We start from the raw sequence: 26238 nt of genomic DNA, 5'->3' as shown, positions 1-26238 counted from the left end.
TTAGATGAACCTGATAAGATCAGCACTACGCAAACCCATCACCATCCTGGTGATCGTGGCCGCCATGTTCTTCTTTGGTGTCGGCGCGGTCAGGACCATCAAGGTGGATATCTTCCCGTCACTGGATCTACCGGTGATGTATATATCGCATCCCTTCGGTGGTTACACGCCTACCCAGATGGAAGCCTTCTTTGGTAAACAATATGTAAACATCCTCCTCTATGTAAATGGTATCAAGACCATAGAGACGAAAAATATACAGGGGCTCTCACTCCTGAAAGTGAGCTTTTACCCTGGCACTAACATGGCACAGGCACAGGCGGAGCTTGCAGCCTTCTGTAACCGGGCGCAGGCTATCTTTCCACCCGGGTCTCAACCGCCGTTTATTCTTCGCTTCGATGCCTCTACCCTGCCTGTAGGTAACCTGGTACTGAGCAGCGACAAGCGTAATAACAACGAACTGCTGGACCTCGCTAACACTTATGTGCGTTCGTCCTTTACACAGATCCCAGGTCTCCTGTCTGCCCCTCCTTTTGGTGGTAACATCCGTACAGTGGTGATCAAAGTGGATCCTACCTTATTAAGATCTCACAACCTGACACCTGACCAGGTAGTGGAAGCCCTGCGCCTTAACAACCAGGTATCCCCTTCCGGTAACGTACGTATCGGCGACAAGAACTATATCACACCCGTAAACACCACCATCCATACCGTAAAAGATTTCGAAGATATTCCACTCTTTAAAGGTGGTGCACAAACACTCTTCCTCCGTGACGTAGCAACTGTTGAAGATGGTGCAGACATCACTGCCGGTTATGCACTGGTAAATGGCCGCCGCTCTATCTACCTCTCTGTAGCAAAGAATGGTGACGCCTCTACCTGGGATGTGGTACAAAAACTGAAAGCAGCCATCCCCCGCTTCCAGGCACAGCTGCCGGAAGATGTGAAGCTGTCTTTTGAATTTGACCAGTCTGTATATGTAATCAACGCGGTGAAAAGCCTGATCAGTGAAGGTACAATTGGTGCGATACTTACAGGTCTGATGGTATTACTCTTCCTGGGTGACCCAAGAGGTGCCCTCATTGTAATCCTCACTATCCCGACCTCTATCATTGCAGCAGTACTCTGCCTTAAACTGGCAGGTCAGACGATCAACATTATGACACTGAGTGGCCTTGCACTCGCCATCGGGATACTGGTGGATGAGAGTACGGTAACGATTGAAAACATCCACCAGCACCTGGATATGGGCAAGCCCAAGGGCCTCGCCATCTGGGATGCCTGTAAGGAAATCGCTTTCCCCAAACTCCTCATCCTGTTCTGTATCCTCGCCGTGTTTGCACCGGCATTCACCATGGGCGGTATCCCGGGTTCATTGTTCCTGCCACTGGCGCTCGCTATTGGTTTCGCAATGATCGTGTCTTACTTCCTGGCGCAGACCTTTGTACCTGTAATGGCTAACTGGCTCATGAAAGAACATGGTCATGGCAGCCCACAGGATTACCAACCTGATGGCCTGGAAGAAGATACATGGGATGAAAAGAAAATACTCATTGAACATCCACATGGTGGTCATGATCTGCCACTGACGAAATTCGATAAATTCCGTAACCGCTTTATGCGTTTTATGGATCGCATCCTGCCGGCACGTAAACTCATTGTTACCATTTATATCATTGGTGGTATGGGCCTGGTAGTATTGTTACTGAACCACATTGGCCGTGACGTATTACCGCATAGTAATGGTGGTCAGTTCCAGCTTCGTTTACGCGCCCCTGATGGTACCCGTGCTGAAGTAACTGAAGCAAAAACACTGAAAGCGATCAATACGATCAAAGAACTGGTAGGACCGGAGAATGTATCTATCACCTCTGCTTATATTGGTCAGCACCCGGGACTCTTCTCTACTTCACCTATCTACCTGTTCATGGCAGGTCCGCAGGAAGCAGTTATACAGGTAGCCCTGAAAGAAGACTACAGGATGAACATGGATGAACTGAAAGATAAGATCAGGGCTAAACTGAAAGAAGCAGAACCTGATGTAAAACCATCCTTCGAGCCAATAGAACTGACTGAAAAGATCCTGAGCCAGGGCTCACCTACCCCAATCGAGGTAAGGTTCTCCGGCCGAAACAGGAAACAGGCAGAAGCGTATGCAGACACGATGATCATGAAGCTGAAGCAGATTCCTTTCCTTCGGGATGTACAGAAAGGACAATCTACCAAATATCCTTCGCTGAAGATCGAGATCGACCGCTTAAGGGCTGCGCAGCTGGGCATTGATTTGCAGACCATTTCCCGTACAATCACTGCTTCTACTTCATCCTCCCGCTATACGGAGAAAAACGTATGGGTAGATGAAAAGCAGAACCTGAGCTATAACGTACAGGTGGAGATCCCGGAAAATAAAATGACAGATATTCATTCAATCGAGGAATTACCTTTATTGCCAAACAGTGCACGTCCGGTACTGGGTGATGTAGCCACCATCACACCCGATACCACACTGGGTGAAGCTGATAACCTGGGTGCGATGCCAACCCTGTCAGTAACTGCCAACCTCAATAACATTGACCTTGGTACGGCAACGACAGCAGTAAACAAGGCGATCAAATCACTGGGTGACATGCCCCGTGGTTTGAATGTGGAACTGGTAGGTCTGACTTCTACACTGACAGATACACTGGAAAGCTTACAGAATGGCCTGGTAGTAGCGATCATTGTGATCTTCCTGATGCTGGCGGCAAACTTCCAGTCCTTCAAGGTATCGGCGGTGGTACTTGCTTCCGTACCTGCGGTACTGTTAGGTTCTCTCACGCTGCTTATAGTGACAGGTTCCACCCTGAACCTCCAGTCTTATATGGGTATTATCATGTCGGTGGGTGTATCGATCTCCAACGCGGTGTTGATGGTAACGAATGCAGAACAGTTGCGCCGTCATAATGGCGATGCAATCCTCTCTGCAAAAGAAGCTGTGGCCTTGCGTCTGCGCCCGATCCTGATGACGAGTCTTGCAATGGTGGCTGGTATGATCCCCATGGCGAGTGGCCTGGGTGAAACCGGTGACCAGACTTCTCCGCTGGGTCGTGCGGTTATCGGTGGCCTGGTTGCCTCTACCTTTAGTACCCTCTTCTTACTACCACTGGTATTCTCATGGGCACAGGGTAAGGCAAGCACCAAATCCGTATCACTGGACCCGGAAGATAAAGAAAGTAAAAACTATGTACCATCCTTGTATGAATAGTCATATGAAAAAGAATAGAATAATATCCAATACAATATTACTGTGCAGCTTACCCGCTATGCTGCTGCTGAACAGTTGCGGACACACAAAAGGTGAGTCAGAAAAAGAAAGTGTTGCTGCTGAAGCGCCGGCTACACAGGTTATCGCTGTACAAAAAGGGAAGTTGTCATCTTCCCTGAAACTGCCGGGTGAGCTGATCGCTTTCCAGCAGGTAGATATCTACGCCAAGGTAAGCAGCTTTGTGAAGAGGTTGAACGTGGACGTAGGATCTGAAGTAAAGACCGGCGACCTGCTGGTGACCATGGAAGCACCGGAGCTGACAGCCCAGCTGAATGCTGCTGAGAGCAGGCTCAAATCACAGGAGGCGATCTACCTGGCAAGTAAAGCAAACTACGATCGTTTATATACAACCAGCCTTACGCCGGGTACTGTTTCTAAAAACGACCTGGATAATGCAAAGGCAAAGATGAACGCTGACATGGCCAACCTGGAAGCAGCGAAATCTTCTTACAGGGAAGTCGCTGATACGAGGAATTACCTGGAGATCCGTGCGCCTTTCAGTGGCATCATCACTGCACGTAATGTAAGTGCGGGTGCCTATGTAGGTCCTACAGGTAAAGGTTCCGAACTGCCGATCGTCACCCTACAGGAACAGCAGAAACTGCGTCTGGTGATTTCAGTACCGGAGTCATACACCAGTTACCTGGGCAGCAACAGCGATGTAAGCTTCACGGTGAAAGCTTACCAGGGTAAACAGTTCACGGCAAAGGTCAATCGTCTGGCTGGTGCACTGGATGCCCGTCTGCGTTCTCAGCGTATTGAAATGGATGTGACTAACAATGATAAGAAACTGCTGCCTGGCATGATTGCCGAAGTAAGCATTCCAATGAATACGGCGGATAGTGCTTTCATCCTGCCTAAATCAGCAGTGGTAAATTCTACAACAGGCGTATTTGTCGTGAAAGTAGAAAATAACAAAGCTGTACATGTACCTGTTTCAACAGGTCGTGAAGTGGATGGTAAGACAGAGGTATTCGGCGATCTGAAAGTGGGTGATCTGATCGTGGCAACAGCGACTGAAGAAAACAGGGATGGCCAGGATATTAAGAAAACAGCATTCCAAAAGGATAGCAAATAATCAGAAAGGATCCGATAGGTTAAGATATTTACAAAGGAATTAGTACTCAACAGGCAAAAAGATCAATAAACGGAAACCATCGGGAATCAATAGCAAGGTTTTAAGCAACAACAAACCGGAAAAGCAACAAAAAAGGAGGGCGTCTCATTGCGGGGCGCCCTTTTTTCATGAGGGAAGCTATAGGCCGAACATAGTTACATAACTACACTAAATGAGTACTAATACATCACGATAAGGTCACTTCAATATCCAATCGATATTGAAGTGACCTTATCGTGACCTTTTGATGATCTTATAATGAAGAGATGTAACTATGTTCGGCCTATAGCTACCATATAGAAAAAGGGTATCCCGGCAGGACCGGAATACCCTTTTTTAAAGTGTAAAGCAGGAATTACTGAATCACAATCTTCTTCGTATAGCTCTTTCTGCCATTCGTTACAATCACCACATACACACCGGCGGGTAAGTCTTTGACTTCCATGGCAATACGTGCTGCATTGTCTTTCCTGGCCGCCACCACCTTCTTATTCACATCTACTACAGATACATATACTGGTTCTTTACCATCGTATTTACCCACATTTACAGTCAGCATACCACCTTTCAATACAGGATTAGGATACACAGTCAGATCTGCGCTTTCTTTTTCAGCAGCTGCGGCAGGTACCGCCTCTACTTTTACAGAGCTTACCTTGTCATTCCAGGTACTTACATCCAGCAATGATACATCGGAAGTGAGTACGATGGAGGCTCCGGAGAAATTGTCATCTGCATATAAAGTCACCTTGAAACCAGGAGTAACTTTTACAGAAGTAATGTCGTCATTGATAGCACCATATGCTTTTAAAGCAGTGAGGTTGTAGCTACCAACAGGCAATGAGATACCATAACCACCATAGTTGATGTCCTGGTACATATAAGACGCAATCGTAACTGGTGCATATGTAATAGGGAAATCAATCTGTGCCTGGTTGAATTGACTTTCGTACGTGGAATTCCAGCCAAACGCGGTGGTTGCCTGTGATTTCAGGCTTACACCCGCTGCTGCGCTCCAGAAGTGAATGAACTCACCCATGTTCAATGAACGGGCGTAGTCGCTGCCACTCCTGGGAAAATAAGAAGATAATAATACAAAATACCTGTTCAGTACTTTGCTGCCACCATACTGGCTGTAAATTGGGTAGAACCAGTCGCGGAACCAATGTGTACCGGTAACCGGGAAATTGTCAGTGGTATTGGTAAACGTAGTGTACACCCGGGCTGCATCGCTGGTCATACCAAGACCATTGTACACGTCGTAGATGTAGATTTCCGCCCACTTGCTGTCTCCCCAGATCCCGAAGGCAGGTGAGTTATGCGCGTTCTTGGAATCACCTTCTACAATGTGACCTACTTCGTGTGTGAGCAGGTCATGATCGCCACCGCTGGCGCTTGTCCATGGACCAGGACCTACATCCGCTACATCGCGGTTGTCATGACTGGCATCGAAATAACCGGAAGGGTGGCCACCGCTGTATTTGTTGGTATGCATTACAACAAACAAATGGGGATCAGCACCGAACCAGCCATAGGTTTTCTTCGTGTACCGCCATACATCGCCCATGTACTGATAGGGCCAGGTAACGGAAGTACTTACATCGTTGTCATAATAAACAGCGACATCGTTGTCATAAAATTTCCGTGTCAGTAATTGATTGTGCTCAAACCAGTGTTCCTGCCAGGTAGCAGGTGGCGTCTGTGCTTCTACCCGGTTAAAGGCTGAGCAGCCCATCAATAAAAGCGCATACAGTACTTTTCTTTTCATGGTTATTGTTTATAAGGGTGTAATAAAAAAAAATCGTGGAAACACAGGGCCGGCCATATGCGCAATGGCCGGTCCTGTAAGGATACTTTTTATAGTATCAGGACCTGTCTAATAAAAGGTTGATTGCCATAGGTGATCACGACTACATACATTACGGGAACCAGGTTACCAGTGGAAATACTAATGCGGGCTATTCCCGCTTTCTTATAAACTAAAGTTCGTTGATAGATATCTTTTATCGTTACCTGCAAAGGTGTTTTTCCGTCATGGCCAGCTACATTTATCGTCAGTTGAGCCAGTCTACAACCAGGAACAAGGTACTTAAAAAAATGTCATCGCCATAATCACCAATTACAGCTGCGGTAGCAACACGGCCATTGGCATGGATAGCAGATCTCTAAAGTTACAAATGCAGCCGCCTGGGTGCCCGCATTAGCGTATTCCCTGGTTTGAGGCTTTATTGGATCAGCACTTTTTGGGTATAGGTCTTCTTACCGTTTGTCACCCTGATAACATAAAAACCTGCAGCTACGTTGCCCGTAGCTACGTTAACATGAGCGGTGGTTTCTCTTTTATAAAGGACAACTTTCTTATTCACATCCACTAATTCGATTTGCAGGGGAGATTTTCCGTCATAATTATTAAGATCTATTACCAGCGAACTTCCTTTTGCGACCGGGTTGGGATATACCAGCAGGCCATCTTCCGTATGCACCGTCATAGCTTCCGCTACTGCCGCCTTCCTTGCCGCTGTAGCCGGCACAATCCCAAAATTAAACTGCTCCCATCCCTGCGGGGAAGTCCTGCTACAGGTCATTTCCGCCACACTATTCTCAGAAGAAACATACAAAGCATTACTACTTCTCAGTGACACCGTTCCATTGTCATTTACAATCCAGTCAAACTTCTCCCAATCCTGCGCAGTTGACCGGTTACAGTTCATTGACTTTGTACCATTTTCAGATGATACAAAGAAACCCTGGTTACTCAGTGTTACCTTCCCATTTCCACCATTTCCTACTACAAACTGATTCCAGCTTTGTACCCCAGCCGCATTGCAATACATCGGGCTTACATTGCCTTTTGAACTTACATACTGGCCGTTGTTCCCCTGCAACCAGATGGTTTGACCTATTGGTGCCGCACTGCTTACCTCTCCCCAGGAGAAGGCTTCCCAGCCACTACCGGAACTCCGGTTGCAGGTCATAGCCTGGGTACCGTTTTCAGATGAAACGTAGAGACCATTGCCGGCTTTCAGAAAGATCGTTCCATCTGCATTCACAATCCAGTCGAACTTTTCCCATCCCTGGTAGACGTTGCGGTTACACGTAATGGCCTGCGTACCATTTTCGGAAGAGACAAACAGCGCGCTGTTCCTCAATGCTATCTTGCCATTACCCGCATCTACTACGTAGAATTTATTGTAGGTACCTACGGAATTACTATCACACCACATCGCCCCGCTGCCTCCCCTGGAACTCACATATTTTCCATTAAAGCCTTTCAGCCAGATCGTTTTGCCTACAGGCCCCTTTGCAGGTTGACCGGGAGCTACAGCGGCAATAGTGTTTGTATTTTTGATATTATTCGCAAATTTGATGTTGTTGAGCACAGCACTCATATTACCGGCACCATCCAGTACTGAAGGGCCTGTGAGCCGCAGCAACGCAGCATTTTCACCTGCGGTGAGTCGTTTGTAGGTCCAGTGGCACCAGCCTATACCAATACTGTTCATGGCAGCAATATTGGCAGCAAGCCAGTCATTGTTATTTTCACCTGTTTCCCCCACCCAGACTGGTACATTGTAGGTATTTCTCCAGGCAACGATATTGGCGAGGTCAGAGATCTGGTTAGGGTCACTGTTACCGACTGTGACATCTGTCGAGTTCCAGTAACGGTGTGAATTGTACACCAGGTTAGTGGGATTGGTAAAGGTATACGGTTGCATACTCCCGTAATTGTTACCATAGCCATTTCCTTCTACCATCAGCAGGTGGGTATCGCCTTCTGCCCGGACAGTATTGATCAGTCTTTCAAAGATGTCATGCACGGTGGTATTATCCGGCACCTTGTGAGGCTCATTGACCAGGTCATAAAAAGCCACGCCATCATTGTTGATGTAATGACGGGAGAGCGCCTGCCATAAACGCTGGGTCATGTTGCCATAGATGGCCTGGTTATACAGGTCATTGCCAACAAAGCCATCGTTGATATTGTGATCCATCCCCTGTGAACCGGGAGCAGCGTGGAGGTCTAAAATTACGTACATGTTGTTGGCGGCCGTCCATTTCAGCAGACTATCTGCCAGGCGGAAACCTTCGGTGTTGGTGTCAGTGAACAGGGTATTGTTGTTATACCAGGTTGTGAGGGCACTGATGTACGTGGATACGGAACCGGCGCTGGCATTGGCATGGATCACTTTCAGCCTTTCTGCCCGCTGGGCAGTGGTGAGAAAGAGTTCATAGTGCATGGGGAGCCGCACACAGTTGAAGCCGAGAGAGGCGATGTAGTCGATGTCGGCTTTGGTGATGAAATTATCCCGCCAGCTTTGGTAAAAAGCTTCGACCTGGGCATCAGACTGCCCCTGGTCATAGAGATATTTCTTGACGGACCACTGGGGGCCATCGCCGCCTTCTTTCATCATGTAGCCTTCCTGGAGTAACCAGGCACCGAGGCCTACACCTTTCAGGATGACCTCCTGGCCGGAGGCATTCACAATGCGTTTACCATCAGCATGGAGACGTGAAAGCTGGGCATTGGCAGGTGTCAGCTTCAGACATGCTAACAGGCAGCCAATAAAGAGAAAGGAATGCTGTACGCGGCGGATTAGCGCGTACAAACGTTTTTCGTAGTGGATCTTCATAGCGGGTTCGTTAAATGGTTTTTTAGAATAAAAAGGTACAGCGTTTAGATCATATAGAAGTCGTACGAGTGATAAAATAGTACCATATAACAAAAAAGCCGGGCCATATGTTGACCCGGCTTTTTTAATTTCTTTATTTATTATTCTTCGATGAGTTTAATTCCCGTTTTGGTAAACTCAATTTTTCTGGCCTTGTAAAGACTCCCTGTCGTCATCTTAAACGTCTTCTTACTCATACTAAAGAATGAGTAAATCTCCTCCGGATCAGATTTATCATGGTAAGGCAAATACCCGTCATTCTCCCGCAGCAACCTCAATATCTTCTCCCCTTCACTTTCTACTCTTTTATAGCCCATTTCACCTGCGGATACATCCAGTTTGTTCTCATCTTTCACTGCCTTTACAAAGCCTTTCAGCTTATCCCCAATGTCTACTGTGCCAAATACATCCCCATAATGCAATAAGCCCGTATGTTTCTGATTTACAATACATACAAAACCCAGGTCCGTTCTTCTGTATATAATCAGCTCCACGGGATCCTGCTCCTTCACTGTCAGCTCCTCATTGCTCAGGTATGGATCCAGTTTTTCTGTAGCCGCTACCCTGCCTGTTCTCTCATCCAGGTATATTTTCACCAGGTAATCCTGTCCCTGCACCATTTTAGTCAGCTGCTTACTCGCCGGCACAAACAGGTCCTTCATTAATCCCCAGTCCAGGAAAGCTCCCTGTTCGGTTACTCCTGTACATTTCAGGTTCACAATATCCCCAACTATACCATAAGGTTCCTGGTTAGTCGCTGTCAGGCGATTTTCCGAGTCATGATAAATAAACACCCTGAGCTCATCCCCCCGTTTTGCCCCTTCCGGTACAAAACGTTTTGGCATCAGTATTTCCTGCTCCACACCGTCCAGGAACAGGCCGTACTCACTCTCCTTCTTCACTCTTAAAAGGTTAAATTCACCTACCTTATACATGTAATATAATATTTGGATAATCACAAAGGTAAGTAGATTTGTGGTCAAACGCAGGTTTATGGCCCTACTCAAACACATCAATCCATTCTCGAAAACAAATGAAGATACCGGCTTCAGCGCTACCATCAGTAGCTATGGAGAACGTTTTATCAATAAGGACGGGAGTTTCAACCTCCGGAAAGAGGGCAATCGCATCTGGGATCGGTACTCTCTTTTCCATATTATGCTCAACCTGCCTATCTGGGCTTTTGTGCTGGTCATGGTGGGGGCATTTATCCTTGTCAACCTTATTTACACGGGTATTTACCTGGCAATCGGGTCTGCAGAATTGCAGGGCATCAGTGCTCACAGCGCCTGGGGTATTTTTAAGGAAGTGTATTATTTCAGTACAGAAACCTTTACAACGGTAGGTTATGGCCGTGTCAACCCGGTAGGTGACGGGGCAAATTTCCTGGCTTCTATTGAGGCCATGAGTGGTTTTCTTTCTTTTGCGGTGGTAACGGGCCTGATCTATGGCCGTTTTGCCCGCCCCAAGGCACACCTGGCTTTTAGTAATCACGCCACTATTACTCCTTTCAAAGGGGGTAATGCCCTTATGTTTCGCTTTGCCTGTTACAAGGATGGGCATACGCTTACCGATGTAACGGTGCAGGTAAATGCTGCCATGCAGGTGCATGAAGATGGCAAACAAACGTATCGCTATTATGAGTTACCGCTGGAAAGGCATAAGATTCAAAGTCTGCCCATGAACTGGACAGTTGTACATGTGATTGATGAACAGAGCCCACTACTGGGATTAACGGCAGAAGATATTAAAGTAGCGGACCTGGAACTGTATGTATTGATAAAAGGGTTCAATGACATTTATTCAAACGTGGTGCAGCAAAGGACCTCCTACACTTTTCATGAGATCATTTTCAACCATAAATTCGTACCCATGTACAGGGAGACGGCGAAGGGTACTGTTTTGGAAATGCAGAAACTACATGACACCATAGAGGTAGCGGCAAATACGGAAATGGTGCCGGTAAGTGCAGTTAGCTGAGGCTTTAAATGGCCCGTCTTAGTTAAGGTCTTTATTTGCCCGGATCATTTCAGGATAGCCCATTTTCCTGGCAAGTGCTGTCACAGCCATGGCTATTCGCTTAGTTTTGGTAGGGGCTGTTTTGGCGCTTTCAATCCACTTCATGAAATAATTTTGGTGTCCTTTGGCGAGCGTTTTAAAAAAAGCCTGTGCCTCCGGTTCATCTGCCAGGCACTCCATAAATTCAGGAGAGCTCACGGGATTGGGGTTATTATCTACCTGGATCTGTACCTGTAATTCAGCGCCTGCACGCTTGCCGATCCCTTTTCTCAGATCAGCATTCAACGACATGATAAAATGGCCCTCACCCATTGGTGTCAGTGCCACACCAGTTATTTCGAATTGATCGAGCTTGCCTTTTACCCGGAAGGATTGTTTGTAGCCGGGTTTCAGTTTTTCTGAGAGTTCAATGGGGATTTCGATATACGACCACCCGGTTTTCTCTCCCATTTTTTCGAATTTCTTAATAGTGGCTTTAAATTTTATCATGGGATAAATATAAAATAAAAGAGGTTGGCTTATAAATAAAAATAACGGCTGAGAATTGCTTAAACGGGTACCCGGCTCCATCAGGGATACAAATAAAAAGAGGCTGTATCATAATCCAGATACAGCCTCTTTTAAATTCAGGGAATATAATGATCAGATAGGTCTGTCAGCCTGCTTCACACCAAATGTTGCGGAAGGCTTGTTACCCATATAAATTTCCATTTTACCACCTTTCATCACATCCTTGTACAGGAAGAAAGATTTATTATACACCATGCCATTCAGCACCACTTTCTGAATATACTTATTCTCTTTGCTATTGTTTTTCACTACAATAGCAAACTTTTTATTACCGGATAACCTGATCACTGCCTGATCCATCAGCGGAGAACCGAATACAAATGTACCGTTCATCGGATTCATCGGATAGAAGCCCATTGCAGACAATACATACCATGCACTCATCTGTCCTGCATCTTCATTACCACATAAACCATCAGCGGCATTCGTATAGTATTTGCCCATGGCTTCTCTTACGATGTCTGCAGTCTTCCATGGCTGACCAATTACGGCATACAGGTATGCCACGTGATGGCTCGGTTCATTACCTTGTGCATACTGGCCAATCATACCGGAGATATCAGGAGAACTACCCTGACCAAGTGAAGAAGACATGTTAAAGAAGGAATCCAGAGAGGTCTGGAATTTCTTTTCGCCAAACAGGTTCACCAGTCCTTTTGCATCCTGCGGTACCAGCCAGGTATATTGCCAGCCATTCCCTTCGCAATAGTCATTGGAACGATGTTTTGCTTCCAGCGGATCAAATTCTTTTCTAAAACTACCATCAGCCAGTCTGCCTACAAAATGACTCCTGTTAGCATCCCAATATTGTTTGTATAAAGCTGCCCTACTGGTGAAATAAGCAGCATCCTTGGTTTTACCCAGTTTCTTAGCCATCTGTGCTACTCCATAATCGGCAATCGCATATTCCAGGCCCCAGGCTACAGATTCAATGGTCATGCTATCGGCAGGAATGTATTTTAACTCCTGCACAAACTGCAAACCACCTGCTTTTCTCATCGCCGTTTTTCTCACTGCCTCGTATGCCAGCGCTACATCAGCAGGATCCAGCAATCCTTTCATATAGGCATCTGCAATCACAGGGATAGCAGGGTTACCAATCATACAATCCGTTTCACAACCTTCCAGCGGCCATACCGGCAGGCGGCCCTGTTGTTTGTAAACCATCAGCATAGAATGCGTCATATCCTTTACCAGTACAGGATCGATCACTGACATTAAAGGATGCAGGCCACGGTAGGTATCCCAGAGAGACATTACAGTGTAATTCGTGAATTTCTGATTGGTATATACTTTCTTGTCAGTGCCACGATAATCACCATTGTGATCATTGAATACTGCAGGGAAGAAATGGCTATGATAGAGTGCAGTGTAGAAAGTAGTTTTAGTAGCATCGTCTGCAACGAAATCGATCTTGTTCAGATCTTTATTCCACGCCAGGTCAGCAGCTGTTTTCACCTGTTCGAAATTCCATCCTGGTACTTCAGCAGCAATATTGCCCAGTGCATTTTCTTCACTCACAGGAGAGATCCCTACTTTCAGATAAAGGTCCGGATTGGACGCAGCATTGAAGTACATTGCTGCTTTTACACCTTTACCTTTTGCTGTCGTACCTGGTACAGCGTCATTGCCGTTGAAGAGGTTCAGTTGCGTGATTGGCTGTGATGTTTTAATTGCAAAAAACAGGCGCTGATCATTGGCCCATCCTTTGGAAAAACGGTAACCTATAAACGTGGTATCATTTATCTTTTTAATAGTCGTCTCAACCGGGGAATCCCAACACATGCTGAATTCCAGGTCTATTAACAGGTGAGCGCTATCCGCATTATCGAAATGGTAATGATGAAAACCCACCCTGGTAGTGGCAGTCAGTTCTACCCTTACCTTGTACTTGTCGAGGTAAGTAGCGTAATAACCAGGTTTTACTACTTCATTTGCTCTTTTAAAATTGGAACCATAACCGGTGCTCATATCCAGTTTTTGCGCAGGCTGTAATTCCAGGTGACCGCTGGCTGGTACGATCATCAGATCATTCAGATCCCCGATACCAGTACCACTCAGGTGTGTATGCGTAAAACCAAGAATATCATTACTGATATAATTGTACCCGCTACACCAGTCCCATCCATTGAACTGATCCCAGCTCTGCATGGTCTGACTTGGGCCGAGCTGCACTGCACCATAAGGTACATTAGCACCTACGAATACGTGCCCATGGCCCTGCGAACCGATGTACGGATTAACGAACCCGGTAAGAGATTTATCCTGTGCGTGACCAGTCTGTGTCAACAGGCAGGATGCCAGTATAATAGTTGAAAATAACGTTGAAAATGTGCAATTCTTCTTCAATTCACATAAATTTAGACCTGTTTATAAAATAAGTTGGCAATTAGCATTCAAAACATGACTATTGCCAAAAGTAAGGAAATAATTAGCAAAACCCAGCTCTACTATGTTAATCTGCGAAACTGAAAGACTGATTCTGCGCAAGTTCACACTTGACGATGCCCCATTTATTATGACCTTACTCAACTCCCCTACCTGGATTGAGTTTCTGGGTGACAGGAATATTCATACTGAGGAAGATGCGCAGCTTTACCTGAGCAATGGCCCACTGGCTAGTTATGCAATGCGGGGATTTGGTCTTTACCTCGTGGCATTAAAAGATACGAACATTCCCATTGGGATGAGTGGATTGATCAAACGGGATGGCCTGGAACACGTGGATGTAGGCTTCGCACTGCTGCCGGCATATACCGGGCAGGGATACGCGTACGAGGCCGCAAAAGCTGTGCTGGACTATGGATACAAGACCCTTCACCTGCCGCGTATCGTGGCCATTGCACGGGCAGATAACAAACATTCAGTGGCGCTTTTGGGAAAATTAGGAATGAAGTTCTCTGACAATGTCATGCTTGTTGGCATCGATCAACCCATGTGCCTGTTTAAATAGTTTCCTCTTCCAGTGGCAATACTTCTGCCTTCGCTTCAGCAGCAGCGGCAATCGGCATTACAGGTGGCAAAGGTCCGAATATCAGGGCCTGATAAGGGGCCAGGTGCAGATACTCTCCTTCCAGCTCAAAAGTCAGCATGTTATTCACAAGCGGTTCTATATCCCGCTCCAGCAGGAATGGCAGTTTGTATTCAATGGTTTCTTTTGAAAAATTCAGCACCACCAGGAACATGGTTTCATTCAGTGTGCGCGTATACGTGTATACCTGTGGATGTGCCGCATCATATAACTGGTACTTACCATACACCAGGGCCGGCTGGTGTTTGCGCAATAATACTGCTTGTCTGAAAAACTGTAATATCGATCGTTCGTCTTTTTCCTGCGCCGCTTCATTGATGAAAGTATGGTTATCATTTACCCTGATCCAGGGAGTGCCATCTGTAAAACCGGCATGGGTAGCAGCATCCCACTGAAAAGGTGTGCGGCTGTTATCCCTGGCAGCCATTTGCTGGTCCAGTAAAAAACGGCTGGTATCCTCCCCTTTGTTTTCCAGGTATTTGTACATATTGATCGTATCGATGTCTTTGTAGTCATCAATATTTTCAAACCTGATATTCGTCATGCCAATTTCATCACCATTGTAAAAGATGGGCGTTGCCCTCATGGTGAGTAAAAAAGTAATCAGCATTTTAGCGGAGGTTTCCCGGTAAGTTTCAATGTCACTGCCCCAGCGGCTCACCATCCTGGGTTGATCATGGTTAGTGAGGTAAATGGTGCCCCAGCCCCCGGTTTCGTAGATCTGATCCCAGGCGGTGTAAAGACGTTTTAGTTCCACCAGATCGATGCCCTTTGGGTCCGGGCGTTTGTAGGCATCTTTGAGATAGCCGAGATGCATGCCTTCAAAATGGTAGAGCATGTGGAGTTCCTTCCTGTTTTCTTCCACGAAGTGCAATGCCTCATCGATGGTGATACCAGCTGCTTCAGCAAGCGTAGTGATGTCAGTATTTTCGAGCACTTCCCTGTTCATCTCCTGTAAATAATCATGCAGATGTGGCCCATGTGCGTAGAAGGCTCCCCAGTCATGTGTTTCAATTTCCGGCCAGGTGGTATCTTTGCTGATATAACAGATGGCATCCAGCCGGAAGCCGTCTACCCCTTTGTTGATCCAGAACCGCATAATATCGTATACTTCTTTTCGCACCTGTGGATTTTCCCAGTTCAGGTCAGGCATTTTGGAAGAGAAGTAATGCAGGTAATAACTGTCAGTGGCTTTATTGTAGGTCCATGCCTGGCCGGATGGGTCGAAGTGACTAAACCGGAAAGGAGGTTGACCCTTTTCGGCAGGCCACCAGTGGTAATAATTGTAGTAGGCGTTCTCCCTTGACTGACGCGCTTCTTTGAACCAGGGATGTTCATCACTGGTATGATTCACGACCAGGTCCAGCAGCAGTTTTATCTTTCTTTGATGCAACCCTTTTAATAAGATTTCAAATTCTTTCATCGTGCCATACTCCTTCATGATATCGTAGTAGTTACTGATATCATATCCATTGTCATCATTGGGAGAGCTAAAGATCGGGTTGAGCCATACGGTGTCAATACCCAGGCTTTCGAGGTAATCCAGTTTCGATATAATACCCAACAGATCACCGATTCCATCTCCATTGCTGTCTTTGAAACTGCGGGGATATATTTGATAAATGATACTTTCTTTCCACCACATAGCAATAAATTTTTCATTAGGAAAGCAATTTTTAAGCCGGTCATACTGTAGAAATATAACATCGTAAACCCGCTGGCATAATATTCTCGGTGAAATGTTAAAACTGAATTAATTGAGAACAGTATATACATTCACCGGGTCCACCATTCTTGAAAATGGAACCGGGTTATTTAGTGTTTGGGCACCCTTTAGAGAATCAGTTTCATTGCTGGTAAAAACACCGGAGCCTGCTACTATTCCCATGCAGAAAAATGAAGAAGGTTATTGGCAGGTAAGTATACCGGATGCTGCACCGGGTATGACTTACAACTATTTGCTGGATGGGCAGCTAGAGCGTCCTGATCCAGCATCACGTTATCAACCGGAGGGAGTGCATGGTCCGTCTGCCTTGATAGCAAATAATTTCAAATGGTCGGATGAGGGCTGGAAAGGACTTGATCTGAACGAGATGATCATCTATGAGATTCACACGGGCACATTTACCCCATTGCAGAATTTCAAAGGGATTATATCCAAGCTCAATTACCTGCGTTCACTGGGGATTAATGCGATAGAGATCATGCCCATTGCTCAGTTCCCCGGTCACCGCAACTGGGGATATGATGGTGTATATCCTTACGCAGTGCATAATTCTTATGGTACAGTGAATGAATTAAAAGCACTGGTGAACGCAGCACATCAATATGGGATTGCAGTAATACTTGATGTAGTATATAATCACCTGGGCCCGGAGGGTGCATATTTTGCAGACTTTGGTCCATGGTATACAGATAAGTACAGGACACCATGGGGAGCGGCCATCAATTTTGATGATGCGCATGCTGATGCGGTGAGGGCATATTTTATCCGGAATGCATTGATGTGGCTGGAAGAATGTCATATAGACGGTTTGCGGCTGGATGCAGTGCATGCGATCTGGGATAGCAGTGCAAAGCATTTTACAGAAGAACTGGCTGAGGCGGTGAATTCATTATCGCATGCCACAGGCAGGAAAAAAATCCTCTTAGCAGAAATAGATTTCAACAATCCAAGGTATATCAAAGCGCCGGAAAAAGGTGGATATGGCATGCATGGACAATGGGTGGACGAGTTTCATCATGCCCTGCATGTGGTGCTGACGAAGGAGAAGGAAGGGTATTATGAGGATTTCGATGGCTTGCCTTCGCTGGCGAAGGCGTGGAGGGATAGTTACGTGTATACGGGACAGTATTCTCCGCACAGGAAGCGGAAGTTTGGAGTGGTACCGCATGATTTGTCCTATGATAAATTCATCGTGTTCACCCAAAACCATGATCAGGTAGGCAACCGGATGCTGGGAGACCGGCTGGCAGCCCAGTTGCCAATGGAGGCGAATAAGCTGGCAGCGGCGATGTTGTTATTATCTCCGCACACGCCAATGTTGTTTATGGGAGAGGAATATGGGGAGACGCGGCCGTTTCTTTATTTCACAAGTCATGGTGATGAAGAGCTGTCCAGGGCGGTGAGTGAGGGTCGTAGAAATGAATTTAAAGCATTTTCCTGGGCGGGGGATGTACCGGATCCGCAAATGGACAAAACATATGAACAGTCCATGCTTTCCTGGCCTGTACCGGGCCCTTTGCTGGAATATTACCGTTACCTGATAGCCTTGCGGAAAACGAGAAGAGCGTTGTTAAATACGGAGCGAGATAATATCTGGGTGAACATGCCACAACCGGAAGATGTTATTCTATCGGTAGAACGTGCAGGCAATGATGATCGATTGTTGCTCTTGTTTAACTGCAGTGATCAGCAGGCGGTGTTTGTGCATAACCGTCCTCATTTGTTACATAAAAAGTTTGATTCATCAGTAGCTATCTGGCAGGGCCCTGGCCCAACAGCGCCGGATGAAGTTGCAGAGGGTACCGCTATAAAATTACAACCATACTCAGCTATTATTTATGAGATCGTATAATCCGCCTACCGCTACATATCGCATACAGTTTCATGCGGGGTTTACATTTAAGCAACTGAAAGAGATCATACCTTACCTGCATGCATTGGGGATCTCTACTATTTATGCATCGCCGGTCTTCAGGGCAACACCGGGAAGTCAGCATGGGTATGATGTGACAGACCCTCATATGATCAATCCTGAGATAGGAACGATTGATGAGCTACGGGAGATTCACCAGTTATTACAACAGCATGACATGACCTGGTTGCAGGATATCGTGCCGAATCATATGGCATTTCATGCGGAGAATACGCGCTTGTATGATGTGATGGAACGGGGGCCGTTGTCGCCGTATTACCATTACTTTGATATTGACTGGCATCATCCTGATTTTGCGGGGAAGCTGATGGCACCGGTATTAGGCAGGCCTGTGGAGGCGTGCATCAGTGATCATGAAATAAAACTGGGGATAAGGCCTGATGGGTTTACACTGAATTATTACCAGCAGGTGTTTCCATTGTCGGTGACGGCCTATGACTTGATCAGCGATCAGTTGGCAGATAGCGATGCATTGCCGCTAAAGAAATTGTTTTCGGCCCTGTACCAGCGGGCTACGGCAGGCACCTCGCTGGATGAATGGAGCAGTTCGAAGCGGGAGCTGATGGCGGAGGTAAAAGATCTGGGGATGTTGCAGGCATTGGTGGATAAGGTGAATAACAATGCTGCGTTGATGACTAAAATATTGGCGAAGCAGGATTACCGGTTAGCTTGCTGGAGTGATGCGGATCGGGCGATTAATTACAGGAGGTTTTTTACGGTGAATGAGTTGATCACTTTGAAGATGGAAACGCCTGAGGTGTTTAACGAATACCATACCTTTTTGCATAGTTTATATAGGGAGAACCTGGTGCAGGGCCTGCGGATTGATCATATAGATGGCTTGCAGGATCCGGAGACGTATATAGCGAGGTTGCGGCAGTTGTTTGGGGGGAGTTGTTATATCATAGCGGAGAAGATCCTGGAGGCGCAGGAGAGTTTGCAGTATAGTTGGGATTTGCAGGGAACGAGTGGATATGAGTTTTTGGCGTTTGTAAATCATTTGTTGAGTAATCAGCAGGGGGTAGTGGAATTGCGGGAATATTATAATACGCTGGTACCATCTGTTTATGAGGATCTTGTATTGGAGAAAAAGAGGCTGATTTTAGAGCGGTATATGGGGGGTGAGTGGGATAACCTGGTGAGGTTGTGTTATACGCTTAAATTGGCGGATGCGAGGGTTAACAGGGATTTATTGAAGGAGGCGATTGGGTTGTTTATGATTTGTTTGCCGGTGTATAGGTTGTACCCGGGGCCTGGGGATGTTGGTTCCAATGAACTGGTGGCTGCTACATTTGCGCATATGCGGTCAATGAACAGGTCTGCGGAGTCGGCTATATTGCTATTGGAGCAGTGGTGGGAGCAGCATAAATTGCCGTTTTTGATGCGGTTAATGCAGTTTACGGGGCCGTTAACGGCAAAAGGTGTTGAAGACACGACGTTTTATGTATACAATGCTTTATTGTCTCATAATGAAGTAGGTGATAGTCCGGCTACTGTTCCGGTTAATTTTCACCAGTTGATGATTATTCGCCAGCAGCAGACACCTCATGCGCTGAATACGACGGCAACGCATGATACGAAGAGAGGGGAAGACGGAAGGATGAGGTTGAATATGTTGACTTTGTTTGCGCGGGAGTGGAAGGAGTTGATTGGGCAATGGCGGGCAATGAATCAACCTGGGCCATTGTTGAATGACGAGTATTTCATTTATCAGAGTATTGTTAGTGGTTATTTTGAGTCTTCTCCGGAATTCATTGAGCGATTGCAGCAATACATTATCAAGGCGCTTCGGGAAAGCAAGGTGAATTCGAGCTGGTCATCTCCTGATGAGGAATATGAAAAGAAGGCGACAGACTTCATCTCCCGGGTATTGCAGTCTAAATCATTCCTGGATACGCTGCTTCCCTTTATTGAAAAACTGGATAGCTATGCTTATGTGGCATCATTAGCGCAGGTGCTTGTAAAAATGACAGCTCCGGGAATTCCGGATACTTACCAGGGCACGGAGATTTGGGATTACAGCTATGTAGACCCTGATAACCGGAGGCCGGTGGATTATGCTGTTCGTTCTTCTTTTTTGAACAAGATCTCTGCCCTTTCCGGGTCCGCGCTCTTTGACTACCTGGCTACTCACCGGAAGGAGGGGGCAGAAAAACTGTACCTGATATGGAAGGTGTTGCATTGCAGGAAGCGTTTTCCGAATTTGTTTTTGGAGGGGGATTATTTGCCCCTGCAAACCAGTGCTGGTAATGTGCTGGCGTTTGCGCGGGTGTATAAGCAGGAATGGGCGGTGGTGGTGATTCCTTTACCTGATGAGCGGCCGGTTACGGCTTCTGTTCTTTTACCAAAGGGGGCACCGGTAAGGTGGAAGGATATTTTTTCGGGAGAGCGTATAGCGATTGAGGGCGCTGTGGATGTGGGTTTGGTGTTAAAAAGGTTTCCTGTTGGGTTGTTGATTCCGGAAAATATTTGAAGTAAAATTTGGTAGATATAGAAAAAGGTTCGACATTCGCCGTCCTGAAACACAAAATCAGTTGCCCAGATGGCGAAATTGGTAGACGCACTGTGTTCAGGTCGCAGCGCTCGCAAGGGTGTGCTGGTTCGAATCCAGTTCTGGGCACTTGATAGCCTTACAAGTCATTGATTTGTAAGGCTTTTTTATTTTCGGGAGTGTCGGTTTTTTACGCTTTTTAGCCCTTTTTCCCACTATTTACGACACTCAAATGACACTCGCAATGACACTCAAAATTGCAGGCACTCCACCGGAACACAACCGGAATCACACCTTTAGATTTTTTTATCAAAATCGGGTTAAAAAGGCTTATTTGACACCCGGTTTGACACTCACAATGACACTCGCCGTTGGCAGTGAAACCCAAGCCTATATGGCAGTTCTGCCATTTTGCAGAGGATGGTTTTCAGAATTATTTTCAAGGTTGTTGTTCCCGCTTTCTTTCACAAACTTTCACCGGATGGTAGCTGACTTTAGCTACCCTGTTTTTATTGTTGGCATGGCATATTCATTGGGCTTCTCTCCCGTAACCTTTAAAAATGAAACCCTATGAACATTGGAGAAAAGCTCAATAAGAAAGGAGATAAGATTTATTTCTTTTATGATTTAGGTCGTGGCCCCGGACAGCGACCTTCTACCGGAGTATTTATTTATGCCAACCCGCAAAACCAAATCCAAAAGAACTTCAACAAAGAAGCATTGAAGATACTGGAGACTAAAAAGAGCCAGTTAACTATCGAACAGCAGGCGGTGGGTACACCGGTTATCCCGGCTCATAAGTTCAAGGCAAACTTTGTTGAGTATTTTGAGGATTATATCAAATTAAATAAACGAGAAGGCAACCGGCATCTGGCCTGCTGTCTTACCAAGTTTAAGGCTTATATCAAAAGTGATTTTATCTCACCGGTAGATATTACGGAGAACTTTTGTAAAAGGTTCCGGCGGCATTTGCTGGATACATTGACTGGCGAAACTCCGGCCAACTATTATGCACGTTTCAAATGGGTGTTGAAAGCTGCCACTAAGGATGGATACTTCAGGAGTAACCCGACAGAGGACATCCCGGCAGTACGCAATCCAAGCGCTGCGTTGAAGGAACACCTGGAATCAGAGGAATATGTTGCGTTACTCAATACTCCCTGTTTTAATCAGCAGGTGAAGCTGGCTTTCTTGTTTAGTTGTTATACCGGGCTGAGATGGGTGGATGTGAAAAGACTGGAATGGCAGGATTTACAAGGTGGCACATTAATTACAAGGATCATACAGCAGAAAACCGGCAAGCCGGTGGTGCTTACCCTGCACCCTATAGCCCTTGCTATTTTGGAAGAAATTAAACAATTGCAGCTAGGTAAGGCAACTTCTACCAATAAAGTATTCAGCTTGCCTACAGCTAATGGAGCTAATAAAGTGTTGGGAGAATGGATTAAGCGGGCTGGTGTCAATAAATACGTAACATGGTCCTGTGCAAGATTAAGTTTTTCCATACTATTAAAGGATAAGAACGTGGATGATGTCACTATTGCTTATCTGATGGGGCATACAACTACCAGACAGGTGCAGCAGACTTACAAAAGGCATAAACCCAAAGATCAGTCAGAGGCAATCAGTCACTTACCTTCTTTTAATATTGCGGGTTTCCTTTAGGCTAAAGCAACAGGGCTATTCAAAATCGAATAGCCCTGTTTTACTATGCAGCTCTTAATTTGACCTGTGGGGTTGCAGCCTGCATTGCCGCCATTTCACCAGATAACATCTTGTCTATATCTTCTTTCCTGTAATAACCACTATTGGTTTTGTAAACCCCATATTCTTCGCAGTTCTTAGCAAATTGCGTTCGGCCAAGGTTACAATAGATCAGCGCTTCTTCTGGTTTTAGGAATGGTTTAAAACAGAGTGCTATGGCCCGCATGATTAGCAGATCGTCACGTTTTATCATACATTATAATTTAGTGTTGAAATTTTACCTTTCTGTAAGAGTAAGGGTTAAGTTATTGGGTAAAGAGAACCACCACTACAGGTAATCCTGCGGTGGTGGTAAAACTAGTGTTAATCTTCATCCTCGTCTTCTTCGTCATCCTCTTCTTCCTCATTATCATGGTAATCAGAGATAATGTCTTCGGCTTCATGGATGGCATCCCGCTGTTCTTTTTCGTACTCCACTTCAATAGTGATGTAACCATCTTCCTCATCCGTGCCTGTAATCCTATTGGTGATATCGTTTTCCAGTAGTACATCGGCTACCCGAATCAGCACAGCTACAGGCACCTGTAATTCACGTTTTGTAATAACTGTTTGCATAAAATAGATAGACTTTAAGGTTATGAATAATTATTCTGAAAAGTTGAGTTCACGGAACTTTACCAGCGGCACCATAGCTGCCAGCGTAAAACGACAGGCAATAAGGGATGCTTTACGGTTAAGCGTTAAACGAAAGCGGGTATCACCTTTCGGCTTAACGTTATGAACAATGCGGTCAAGGTTATGTATAATGTCTTTTACCAGCACGGTGTATGGATAATCAGCAGGTAGTTGCCGGTAAGGACGTGCCGCCACCATATCAGCAAACGAATCCCGCAAAAGAACTAATATCTCGTTGGGTATAGAAGGCATATTGCTTAAACGAAGCATGTTTTCCAACAGGCAGCGCAATCGAAGGCTTACCCATTTTACAGGCTGTATGGCATAGGTTCCCCAATATTGATCCGGGTTTTCAAATACAAATGTGTAGTTATTACTATCCAGGCATTCCTGTACCGCTTCCAGCAACCGGGAATATACCCGCTGGTAGGGCCGGTCTTGTTGCCTTACCATATAATCCGATTTATCTACATCTGGTTTTGCTTCTTCCAGCAAAACTGCTGGCTCATTACCGGGTAAGGTATTGGTATCTGCATCTGCCAATGCCAATCCGTTCCGTTTATAAAATGCCAACTGCTTGCAGGTATCACTGCAATATTTACGGGTACTTCGTAAGGCTTGCATGGGTGTGCCGCAGTATTGACAGGTAGTTGTCATTGATTTCAGTTTAACGGTAAACGATCTTAATAGTCGATGGCTTCGTTCTGTGGAGTGCCTTTAACGTAATAATTATAATCACCCAAGATGCCAATGATGTTTTGTAAGGCTTTCTGGTGTTTAGGATTACCCTGGTGGTGGGTGATTTGCACCAGCATGGTGCCTTCCTGCTCATTAATGCCTTCTACCTGCCAGTGGAGGCTGTTATTGAACAGGATGCGAATGATGTCCAGTAATACATCCATCGGGATCGTGTGAGAACTGGTTGTGGCCGGTTTGTTAGCACTTTGCATGATGATGTGTTTTTTAAGTTCTTAATCCATTAGCGAGATACCGGTTACAGTATGATGGTTATCGCTTATGGCTTTGTTATGGTTTTGCTTGTACAGCTTCTTCCACTTCTTTACCTGTTTTTTCAGCCTTTCTTTTTCAGGGGCTTGGGCTGGCGGTGCCGGGTGCTTTTGTGTATATAACCAATAAGCCAGCAGGCAGAGACCCGCCACAATGATCAGCGGATGAGCCAATAACTTATACCATTGTTGTAATCCCTCCTTTTCTTTGGGTAACACACCAGATAGGCGGTTTAACAGGTCCTGCGGAGCTATAGGCGTTTTGGGGGCATTCTCCCTTGCCGCTGCTGGATCAGGTGATGCTTGTTTTGAATCAGGTGTTATTGTTGACATACAGGTTGGGTTTACCGGTAAACGGAAGTGATTTTTTACGTTTACCGTTCTGTATTCAAAGATGAGAATAGAAAGAGGGCTGGTATCCCCCTATAGGGATACCTATGTTTTAAAAATAGTTGGTAGACTTCAAGTGAGGATACTGTTTAACGATAAACTGTTTGTATTAACGGTAAGCGGTAGCTATTATTTCCTAGTCCGTTGGGCATGCTGCCGGATATCTTCATCAATAAGGGCAACAGCACTGTCCAGGTGAAGATTCGTAAAATAAGGGCGGATGTATTGAAGGTCTGCCAGCAACTGTGCGCCTGCTTTGTGATCGGGTATTTTCGCGTATTTCTTATAGATGTCTGAATTTTGCAGGGTGGTAAACTTTACCCCTGTCAACAGGTGAGCCAGCCTTACTACATCACTGATATTACCATTATCCCGGTGTTCTGTCTGGAAGCCTGCTTTGAGCAGGTAATACAAGGTCAGCAATTGCCGGTAGCGGGTTGCCTCTTTGTCTGGTTCTTCTATAGCAGGTGCAGTTACAGTTTCTACGTCAAGCCCCTCCGGCTCCTTTTGCAGGTAAAGGAAATGAATGGCCCAATCCAGCACGTTTTGACTGAGTTGGAGAAATTGACTGATTTCATCTGCGGATAAGGATTGTTCAGCTCCAGGTAAGCTGTTGTATATCTCGCAGGAATAAATTTCTTTTTCTGTCAATACTGTATCATAATAAAAATAAGCATGAAAGCTCTTACTCACATAAGGCTTAAGCGTTTTGCCATAGCGTTTGAGTAACGCTAAATCCTTTGCTTTGTACTGATGCCAGAATTGATCGCTATGAGCACTCTCCTGCCGGGCCAATTGTACAAGACTTAGCAGGTGTTCGGTAATTTCCAGTTGTTGCAATAAGGTGTAGTGCTGCATTATTTCCTCGTAGTCATGCTGGAATTTTTGTACCAATAGAGCGGCAACATGGTTGCGGGGTGGGTTTAAGGGAGTTTCTTTCGTAGGCATACTACTAATATAATAAAAACCGGTAATAATTCCCCCTCCCTTATTTGACGGGTAGCTTATCCCGGCTTGTTCCGCTCTTCCTCCTTTGTGAAGGACAAGAACACCTTTGTGGATTTTACAATTACAGCATCATTGGTATGCAGAAAATCGTTTACCGATACGTGGTTAACGTAAAACTGTACCAATGCCTGCAAGGTACACTGGGTAATTTCCGTAAGAATATAGCTGTCGTGCGTGTGACGCAGGGTAAGTTGCTTTTTCATAGGGTTATTATTTATTACCGGTTATTGTGCTTGTCCAGTTGCTGATACCATTCCTTGATCAGGGGTGTATAGCTCTTTGTATGATCGGCCTCGCTTACCAGCGCGATTGTCTGCTGGGTATAGTATATGCATATTTCTCTTTTAACCTTATCCGGTATCGCTGTAATGTGAATTGTATGCGTATAGGCGGCAAACACCGATGTAGCTAAAGAGTAAATATCTTCTTCCTCGTTTAATAAATAGGAGACTATCAGGATATGATCTATCCAGAACTGGATAGCTTCCTGCTCATCCACTCCCAGTTGCTTACAAGCCATTTGGAATGTTGCTGGCAGGAATACTTCTATTGTCATGTTTGGCCCTGATCTATCGGGATTTCCAGAGGGGCGG

General features: G+C 45.7%; 22 protein-coding genes and 1 tRNA gene. 9 read left to right on the top strand and 14 right to left on the bottom strand.

Features of this window, described 5'->3' with window-relative positions:
* Positions 1-4 precede the first annotated feature (4 nt).
* Together U0033_RS30195 and U0033_RS30190 are read left to right on the top strand one after the other, a co-directional pair.
* Positions 5-3244, top strand: a complete 3240-nt coding sequence (locus tag U0033_RS30195; protein WP_072363898.1) for an efflux RND transporter permease subunit — start codon at positions 5-7, stop codon at positions 3242-3244.
* Positions 3245-3248: 4 nt separating this feature from the next.
* Positions 3249-4382, top strand: a complete 1134-nt coding sequence (locus U0033_RS30190; RefSeq protein ID WP_072363953.1) for an efflux RND transporter periplasmic adaptor subunit — start codon at positions 3249-3251, stop codon at positions 4380-4382.
* A gap of 394 nt (positions 4383-4776) precedes the next feature.
* Here the strand turns inward: U0033_RS30190 and U0033_RS30185 are convergent, their stop codons facing one another.
* The 3 genes from U0033_RS30185 to U0033_RS30175 all read right to left on the bottom strand — a co-directional run bounded on the left by U0033_RS30185 (position 4777) and on the right by U0033_RS30175 (position 10026).
* Positions 4777-6189: a T9SS type A sorting domain-containing protein gene (locus U0033_RS30185; RefSeq protein ID WP_083571729.1), complete on the bottom strand. Its 1413-nt coding sequence runs from the start codon at positions 6187-6189 to the stop codon at positions 4777-4779.
* Between the two features lie 457 nt (positions 6190-6646).
* Positions 6647-9052, bottom strand: a complete 2406-nt coding sequence (locus tag U0033_RS30180) for a cellulase family glycosylhydrolase (RefSeq protein WP_072363900.1) — start codon at positions 9050-9052, stop codon at positions 6647-6649.
* 140 nt (positions 9053-9192) lie between these two features.
* Positions 9193-10026: a CvfB family protein gene (locus U0033_RS30175; RefSeq protein ID WP_072363902.1), complete on the bottom strand. Its 834-nt coding sequence runs from the start codon at positions 10024-10026 to the stop codon at positions 9193-9195.
* Between the two features lie 58 nt (positions 10027-10084).
* Here U0033_RS30175 and U0033_RS30170 point away from each other — a divergent pair, with 58 nt between their 5' ends.
* Positions 10085-11071 (top strand): ion channel, encoded by a 987-nt coding sequence (locus tag U0033_RS30170; protein ID WP_072363904.1) that lies wholly within the window; start codon positions 10085-10087, stop codon positions 11069-11071.
* An 18-nt stretch (positions 11072-11089) separates the two neighbouring features.
* Here U0033_RS30170 and U0033_RS30165 read toward each other — a convergent pair whose 3' ends face one another.
* Positions 11090-11599, bottom strand: coding sequence for a YdeI/OmpD-associated family protein (locus U0033_RS30165; protein WP_072363957.1), 510 nt, complete (start codon positions 11597-11599; stop codon positions 11090-11092).
* Between the two features lie 153 nt (positions 11600-11752).
* Entirely contained in the window at positions 11753-14029 is a 2277-nt protein-coding gene (locus U0033_RS30160) for a GH92 family glycosyl hydrolase (protein WP_072363906.1), read from the bottom strand.
* 103 nt (positions 14030-14132) lie between these two features.
* On the opposite strand from U0033_RS30160, the gene U0033_RS30155 reads away from it, so the two are divergent.
* Positions 14133-14633 carry a GNAT family N-acetyltransferase gene (locus U0033_RS30155; RefSeq protein WP_072363908.1) on the top strand — a complete coding sequence of 167 codons (501 nt, stop codon included), beginning with the start codon at positions 14133-14135 and terminating at the stop codon, positions 14631-14633.
* On the opposite strand, the gene U0033_RS30150 is transcribed toward U0033_RS30155, so the two are convergent.
* A complete protein-coding gene (locus U0033_RS30150) occupies positions 14626-16356 on the bottom strand; it encodes a glycoside hydrolase family 13 protein (RefSeq protein WP_072363910.1) in 1731 nt (576 codons plus the stop codon). The genes U0033_RS30155 and U0033_RS30150 overlap by 8 nt on opposite strands.
* A gap of 112 nt (positions 16357-16468) precedes the next feature.
* Here U0033_RS30150 and treZ point away from each other — a divergent pair, with 112 nt between their 5' ends.
* The 5 genes from treZ to U0033_RS30125 all read left to right on the top strand — a co-directional run bounded on the left by treZ (position 16469) and on the right by U0033_RS30125 (position 22526).
* Positions 16469-18289: a malto-oligosyltrehalose trehalohydrolase gene (gene treZ / locus U0033_RS30145; protein WP_072363911.1), complete on the top strand. Its 1821-nt coding sequence runs from the start codon at positions 16469-16471 to the stop codon at positions 18287-18289.
* On the top strand, positions 18276-20843 hold the full coding sequence (treY, locus tag U0033_RS30140) for a malto-oligosyltrehalose synthase (protein ID WP_072363913.1): 2568 nt from the start codon (positions 18276-18278) through the stop codon (positions 20841-20843). Before treZ ends, treY begins: the two co-directional genes overlap by 14 nt.
* 63 nt (positions 20844-20906) lie before the next feature.
* Positions 20907-20990 (top strand) — tRNA-Leu (locus tag U0033_RS30135).
* Positions 20991-21105: 115 nt separating this feature from the next.
* Positions 21106-21435: a hypothetical protein gene (locus tag U0033_RS30130; protein WP_143150856.1), complete on the top strand. Its 330-nt coding sequence runs from the start codon at positions 21106-21108 to the stop codon at positions 21433-21435.
* Positions 21432-22526, top strand: a complete 1095-nt coding sequence (locus U0033_RS30125) for a site-specific integrase (RefSeq protein WP_072363917.1) — start codon at positions 21432-21434, stop codon at positions 22524-22526. The genes U0033_RS30130 and U0033_RS30125 overlap by 4 nt, the downstream gene beginning before the upstream one ends.
* A gap of 43 nt (positions 22527-22569) precedes the next feature.
* Here U0033_RS30125 and U0033_RS30120 read toward each other — a convergent pair whose 3' ends face one another.
* The 8 genes from U0033_RS30120 to U0033_RS30085 form a co-directional block, all read right to left on the bottom strand.
* On the bottom strand, positions 22570-22818 hold the full coding sequence (locus U0033_RS30120) for a hypothetical protein (protein WP_072363919.1): 249 nt from the start codon (positions 22816-22818) through the stop codon (positions 22570-22572).
* Between the two features lie 110 nt (positions 22819-22928).
* Positions 22929-23180: a hypothetical protein gene (locus U0033_RS30115; RefSeq protein WP_072363921.1), complete on the bottom strand. Its 252-nt coding sequence runs from the start codon at positions 23178-23180 to the stop codon at positions 22929-22931.
* Between the two features lie 30 nt (positions 23181-23210).
* Positions 23211-23897: a hypothetical protein gene (locus U0033_RS30110; protein ID WP_143150857.1), complete on the bottom strand. Its 687-nt coding sequence runs from the start codon at positions 23895-23897 to the stop codon at positions 23211-23213.
* A gap of 26 nt (positions 23898-23923) precedes the next feature.
* Positions 23924-24190 (bottom strand): hypothetical protein, encoded by a 267-nt coding sequence (locus U0033_RS30105; protein WP_072363925.1) that lies wholly within the window; start codon positions 24188-24190, stop codon positions 23924-23926.
* A 21-nt stretch (positions 24191-24211) separates the two neighbouring features.
* Entirely contained in the window at positions 24212-24580 is a 369-nt protein-coding gene (locus U0033_RS30100) for a hypothetical protein (protein ID WP_072363927.1), read from the bottom strand.
* A 186-nt stretch (positions 24581-24766) separates the two neighbouring features.
* The gene (locus U0033_RS30095; protein WP_072363928.1) at positions 24767-25585 is read right to left on the bottom strand and encodes a hypothetical protein; all 819 of its coding nucleotides are present in this window, start codon (positions 25583-25585) and stop codon (positions 24767-24769) included.
* Between the two features lie 56 nt (positions 25586-25641).
* Positions 25642-25848, bottom strand: coding sequence for a hypothetical protein (locus tag U0033_RS30090; protein ID WP_072363929.1), 207 nt, complete (start codon positions 25846-25848; stop codon positions 25642-25644).
* 14 nt (positions 25849-25862) lie between these two features.
* A complete protein-coding gene (locus U0033_RS30085) occupies positions 25863-26201 on the bottom strand; it encodes a hypothetical protein (RefSeq protein WP_326980855.1) in 339 nt (112 codons plus the stop codon).
* Positions 26202-26238 lie beyond the last annotated feature (37 nt).

The organism is Chitinophaga sancti (genome assembly GCF_034424315.1).
Lineage (GTDB): Bacteria > Bacteroidota > Bacteroidia > Chitinophagales > Chitinophagaceae > Chitinophaga > Chitinophaga sancti.
Note: the sequence above shows the minus strand (reverse complement) of the source record. Positions and strands in the feature narration are given on the sequence as shown.

What these genes read in the sequence shown, in the direction of transcription:
- U0033_RS30195 (WP_072363898.1), top strand. Translation starts at nt 5, where the DNA reads ATGAACCTGATAAGATCAGCACTACGCAAACCCATCACCATCCTGGTG.
- U0033_RS30190 (WP_072363953.1), top strand. Translation starts at nt 3,249, where the DNA reads ATGAAAAAGAATAGAATAATATCCAATACAATATTACTGTGCAGCTTA.
- U0033_RS30185 (WP_083571729.1), bottom strand. Translation starts at nt 6,189, where the DNA reads ATGAAAAGAAAAGTACTGTATGCGCTTTTATTGATGGGCTGCTCAGCC.
- U0033_RS30180 (WP_072363900.1), bottom strand. Translation starts at nt 9,052, where the DNA reads ATGAAGATCCACTACGAAAAACGTTTGTACGCGCTAATCCGCCGCGTA.
- U0033_RS30175 (WP_072363902.1), bottom strand. Translation starts at nt 10,026, where the DNA reads ATGTATAAGGTAGGTGAATTTAACCTTTTAAGAGTGAAGAAGGAGAGT.
- U0033_RS30170 (WP_072363904.1), top strand. Translation starts at nt 10,085, where the DNA reads ATGGCCCTACTCAAACACATCAATCCATTCTCGAAAACAAATGAAGAT.
- U0033_RS30165 (WP_072363957.1), bottom strand. Translation starts at nt 11,599, where the DNA reads ATGATAAAATTTAAAGCCACTATTAAGAAATTCGAAAAAATGGGAGAG.
- U0033_RS30155 (WP_072363908.1), top strand. Translation starts at nt 14,133, where the DNA reads ATGTTAATCTGCGAAACTGAAAGACTGATTCTGCGCAAGTTCACACTT.
- U0033_RS30150 (WP_072363910.1), bottom strand. Translation starts at nt 16,356, where the DNA reads ATGTGGTGGAAAGAAAGTATCATTTATCAAATATATCCCCGCAGTTTC.
- treY (WP_072363913.1), top strand. Translation starts at nt 18,276, where the DNA reads ATGAGATCGTATAATCCGCCTACCGCTACATATCGCATACAGTTTCAT.
- U0033_RS30130 (WP_143150856.1), top strand. Translation starts at nt 21,106, where the DNA reads ATGACACTCAAAATTGCAGGCACTCCACCGGAACACAACCGGAATCAC.
- U0033_RS30125 (WP_072363917.1), top strand. Translation starts at nt 21,432, where the DNA reads ATGAACATTGGAGAAAAGCTCAATAAGAAAGGAGATAAGATTTATTTC.
- U0033_RS30120 (WP_072363919.1), bottom strand. Translation starts at nt 22,818, where the DNA reads ATGATAAAACGTGACGATCTGCTAATCATGCGGGCCATAGCACTCTGT.
- U0033_RS30115 (WP_072363921.1), bottom strand. Translation starts at nt 23,180, where the DNA reads ATGCAAACAGTTATTACAAAACGTGAATTACAGGTGCCTGTAGCTGTG.
- U0033_RS30110 (WP_143150857.1), bottom strand. Translation starts at nt 23,897, where the DNA reads ATGACAACTACCTGTCAATACTGCGGCACACCCATGCAAGCCTTACGA.
- U0033_RS30105 (WP_072363925.1), bottom strand. Translation starts at nt 24,190, where the DNA reads ATGCAAAGTGCTAACAAACCGGCCACAACCAGTTCTCACACGATCCCG.
- U0033_RS30100 (WP_072363927.1), bottom strand. Translation starts at nt 24,580, where the DNA reads ATGTCAACAATAACACCTGATTCAAAACAAGCATCACCTGATCCAGCA.
- U0033_RS30095 (WP_072363928.1), bottom strand. Translation starts at nt 25,585, where the DNA reads ATGCCTACGAAAGAAACTCCCTTAAACCCACCCCGCAACCATGTTGCC.
- U0033_RS30090 (WP_072363929.1), bottom strand. Translation starts at nt 25,848, where the DNA reads ATGAAAAAGCAACTTACCCTGCGTCACACGCACGACAGCTATATTCTT.
- U0033_RS30085 (WP_326980855.1), bottom strand. Translation starts at nt 26,201, where the DNA reads ATGACAATAGAAGTATTCCTGCCAGCAACATTCCAAATGGCTTGTAAG.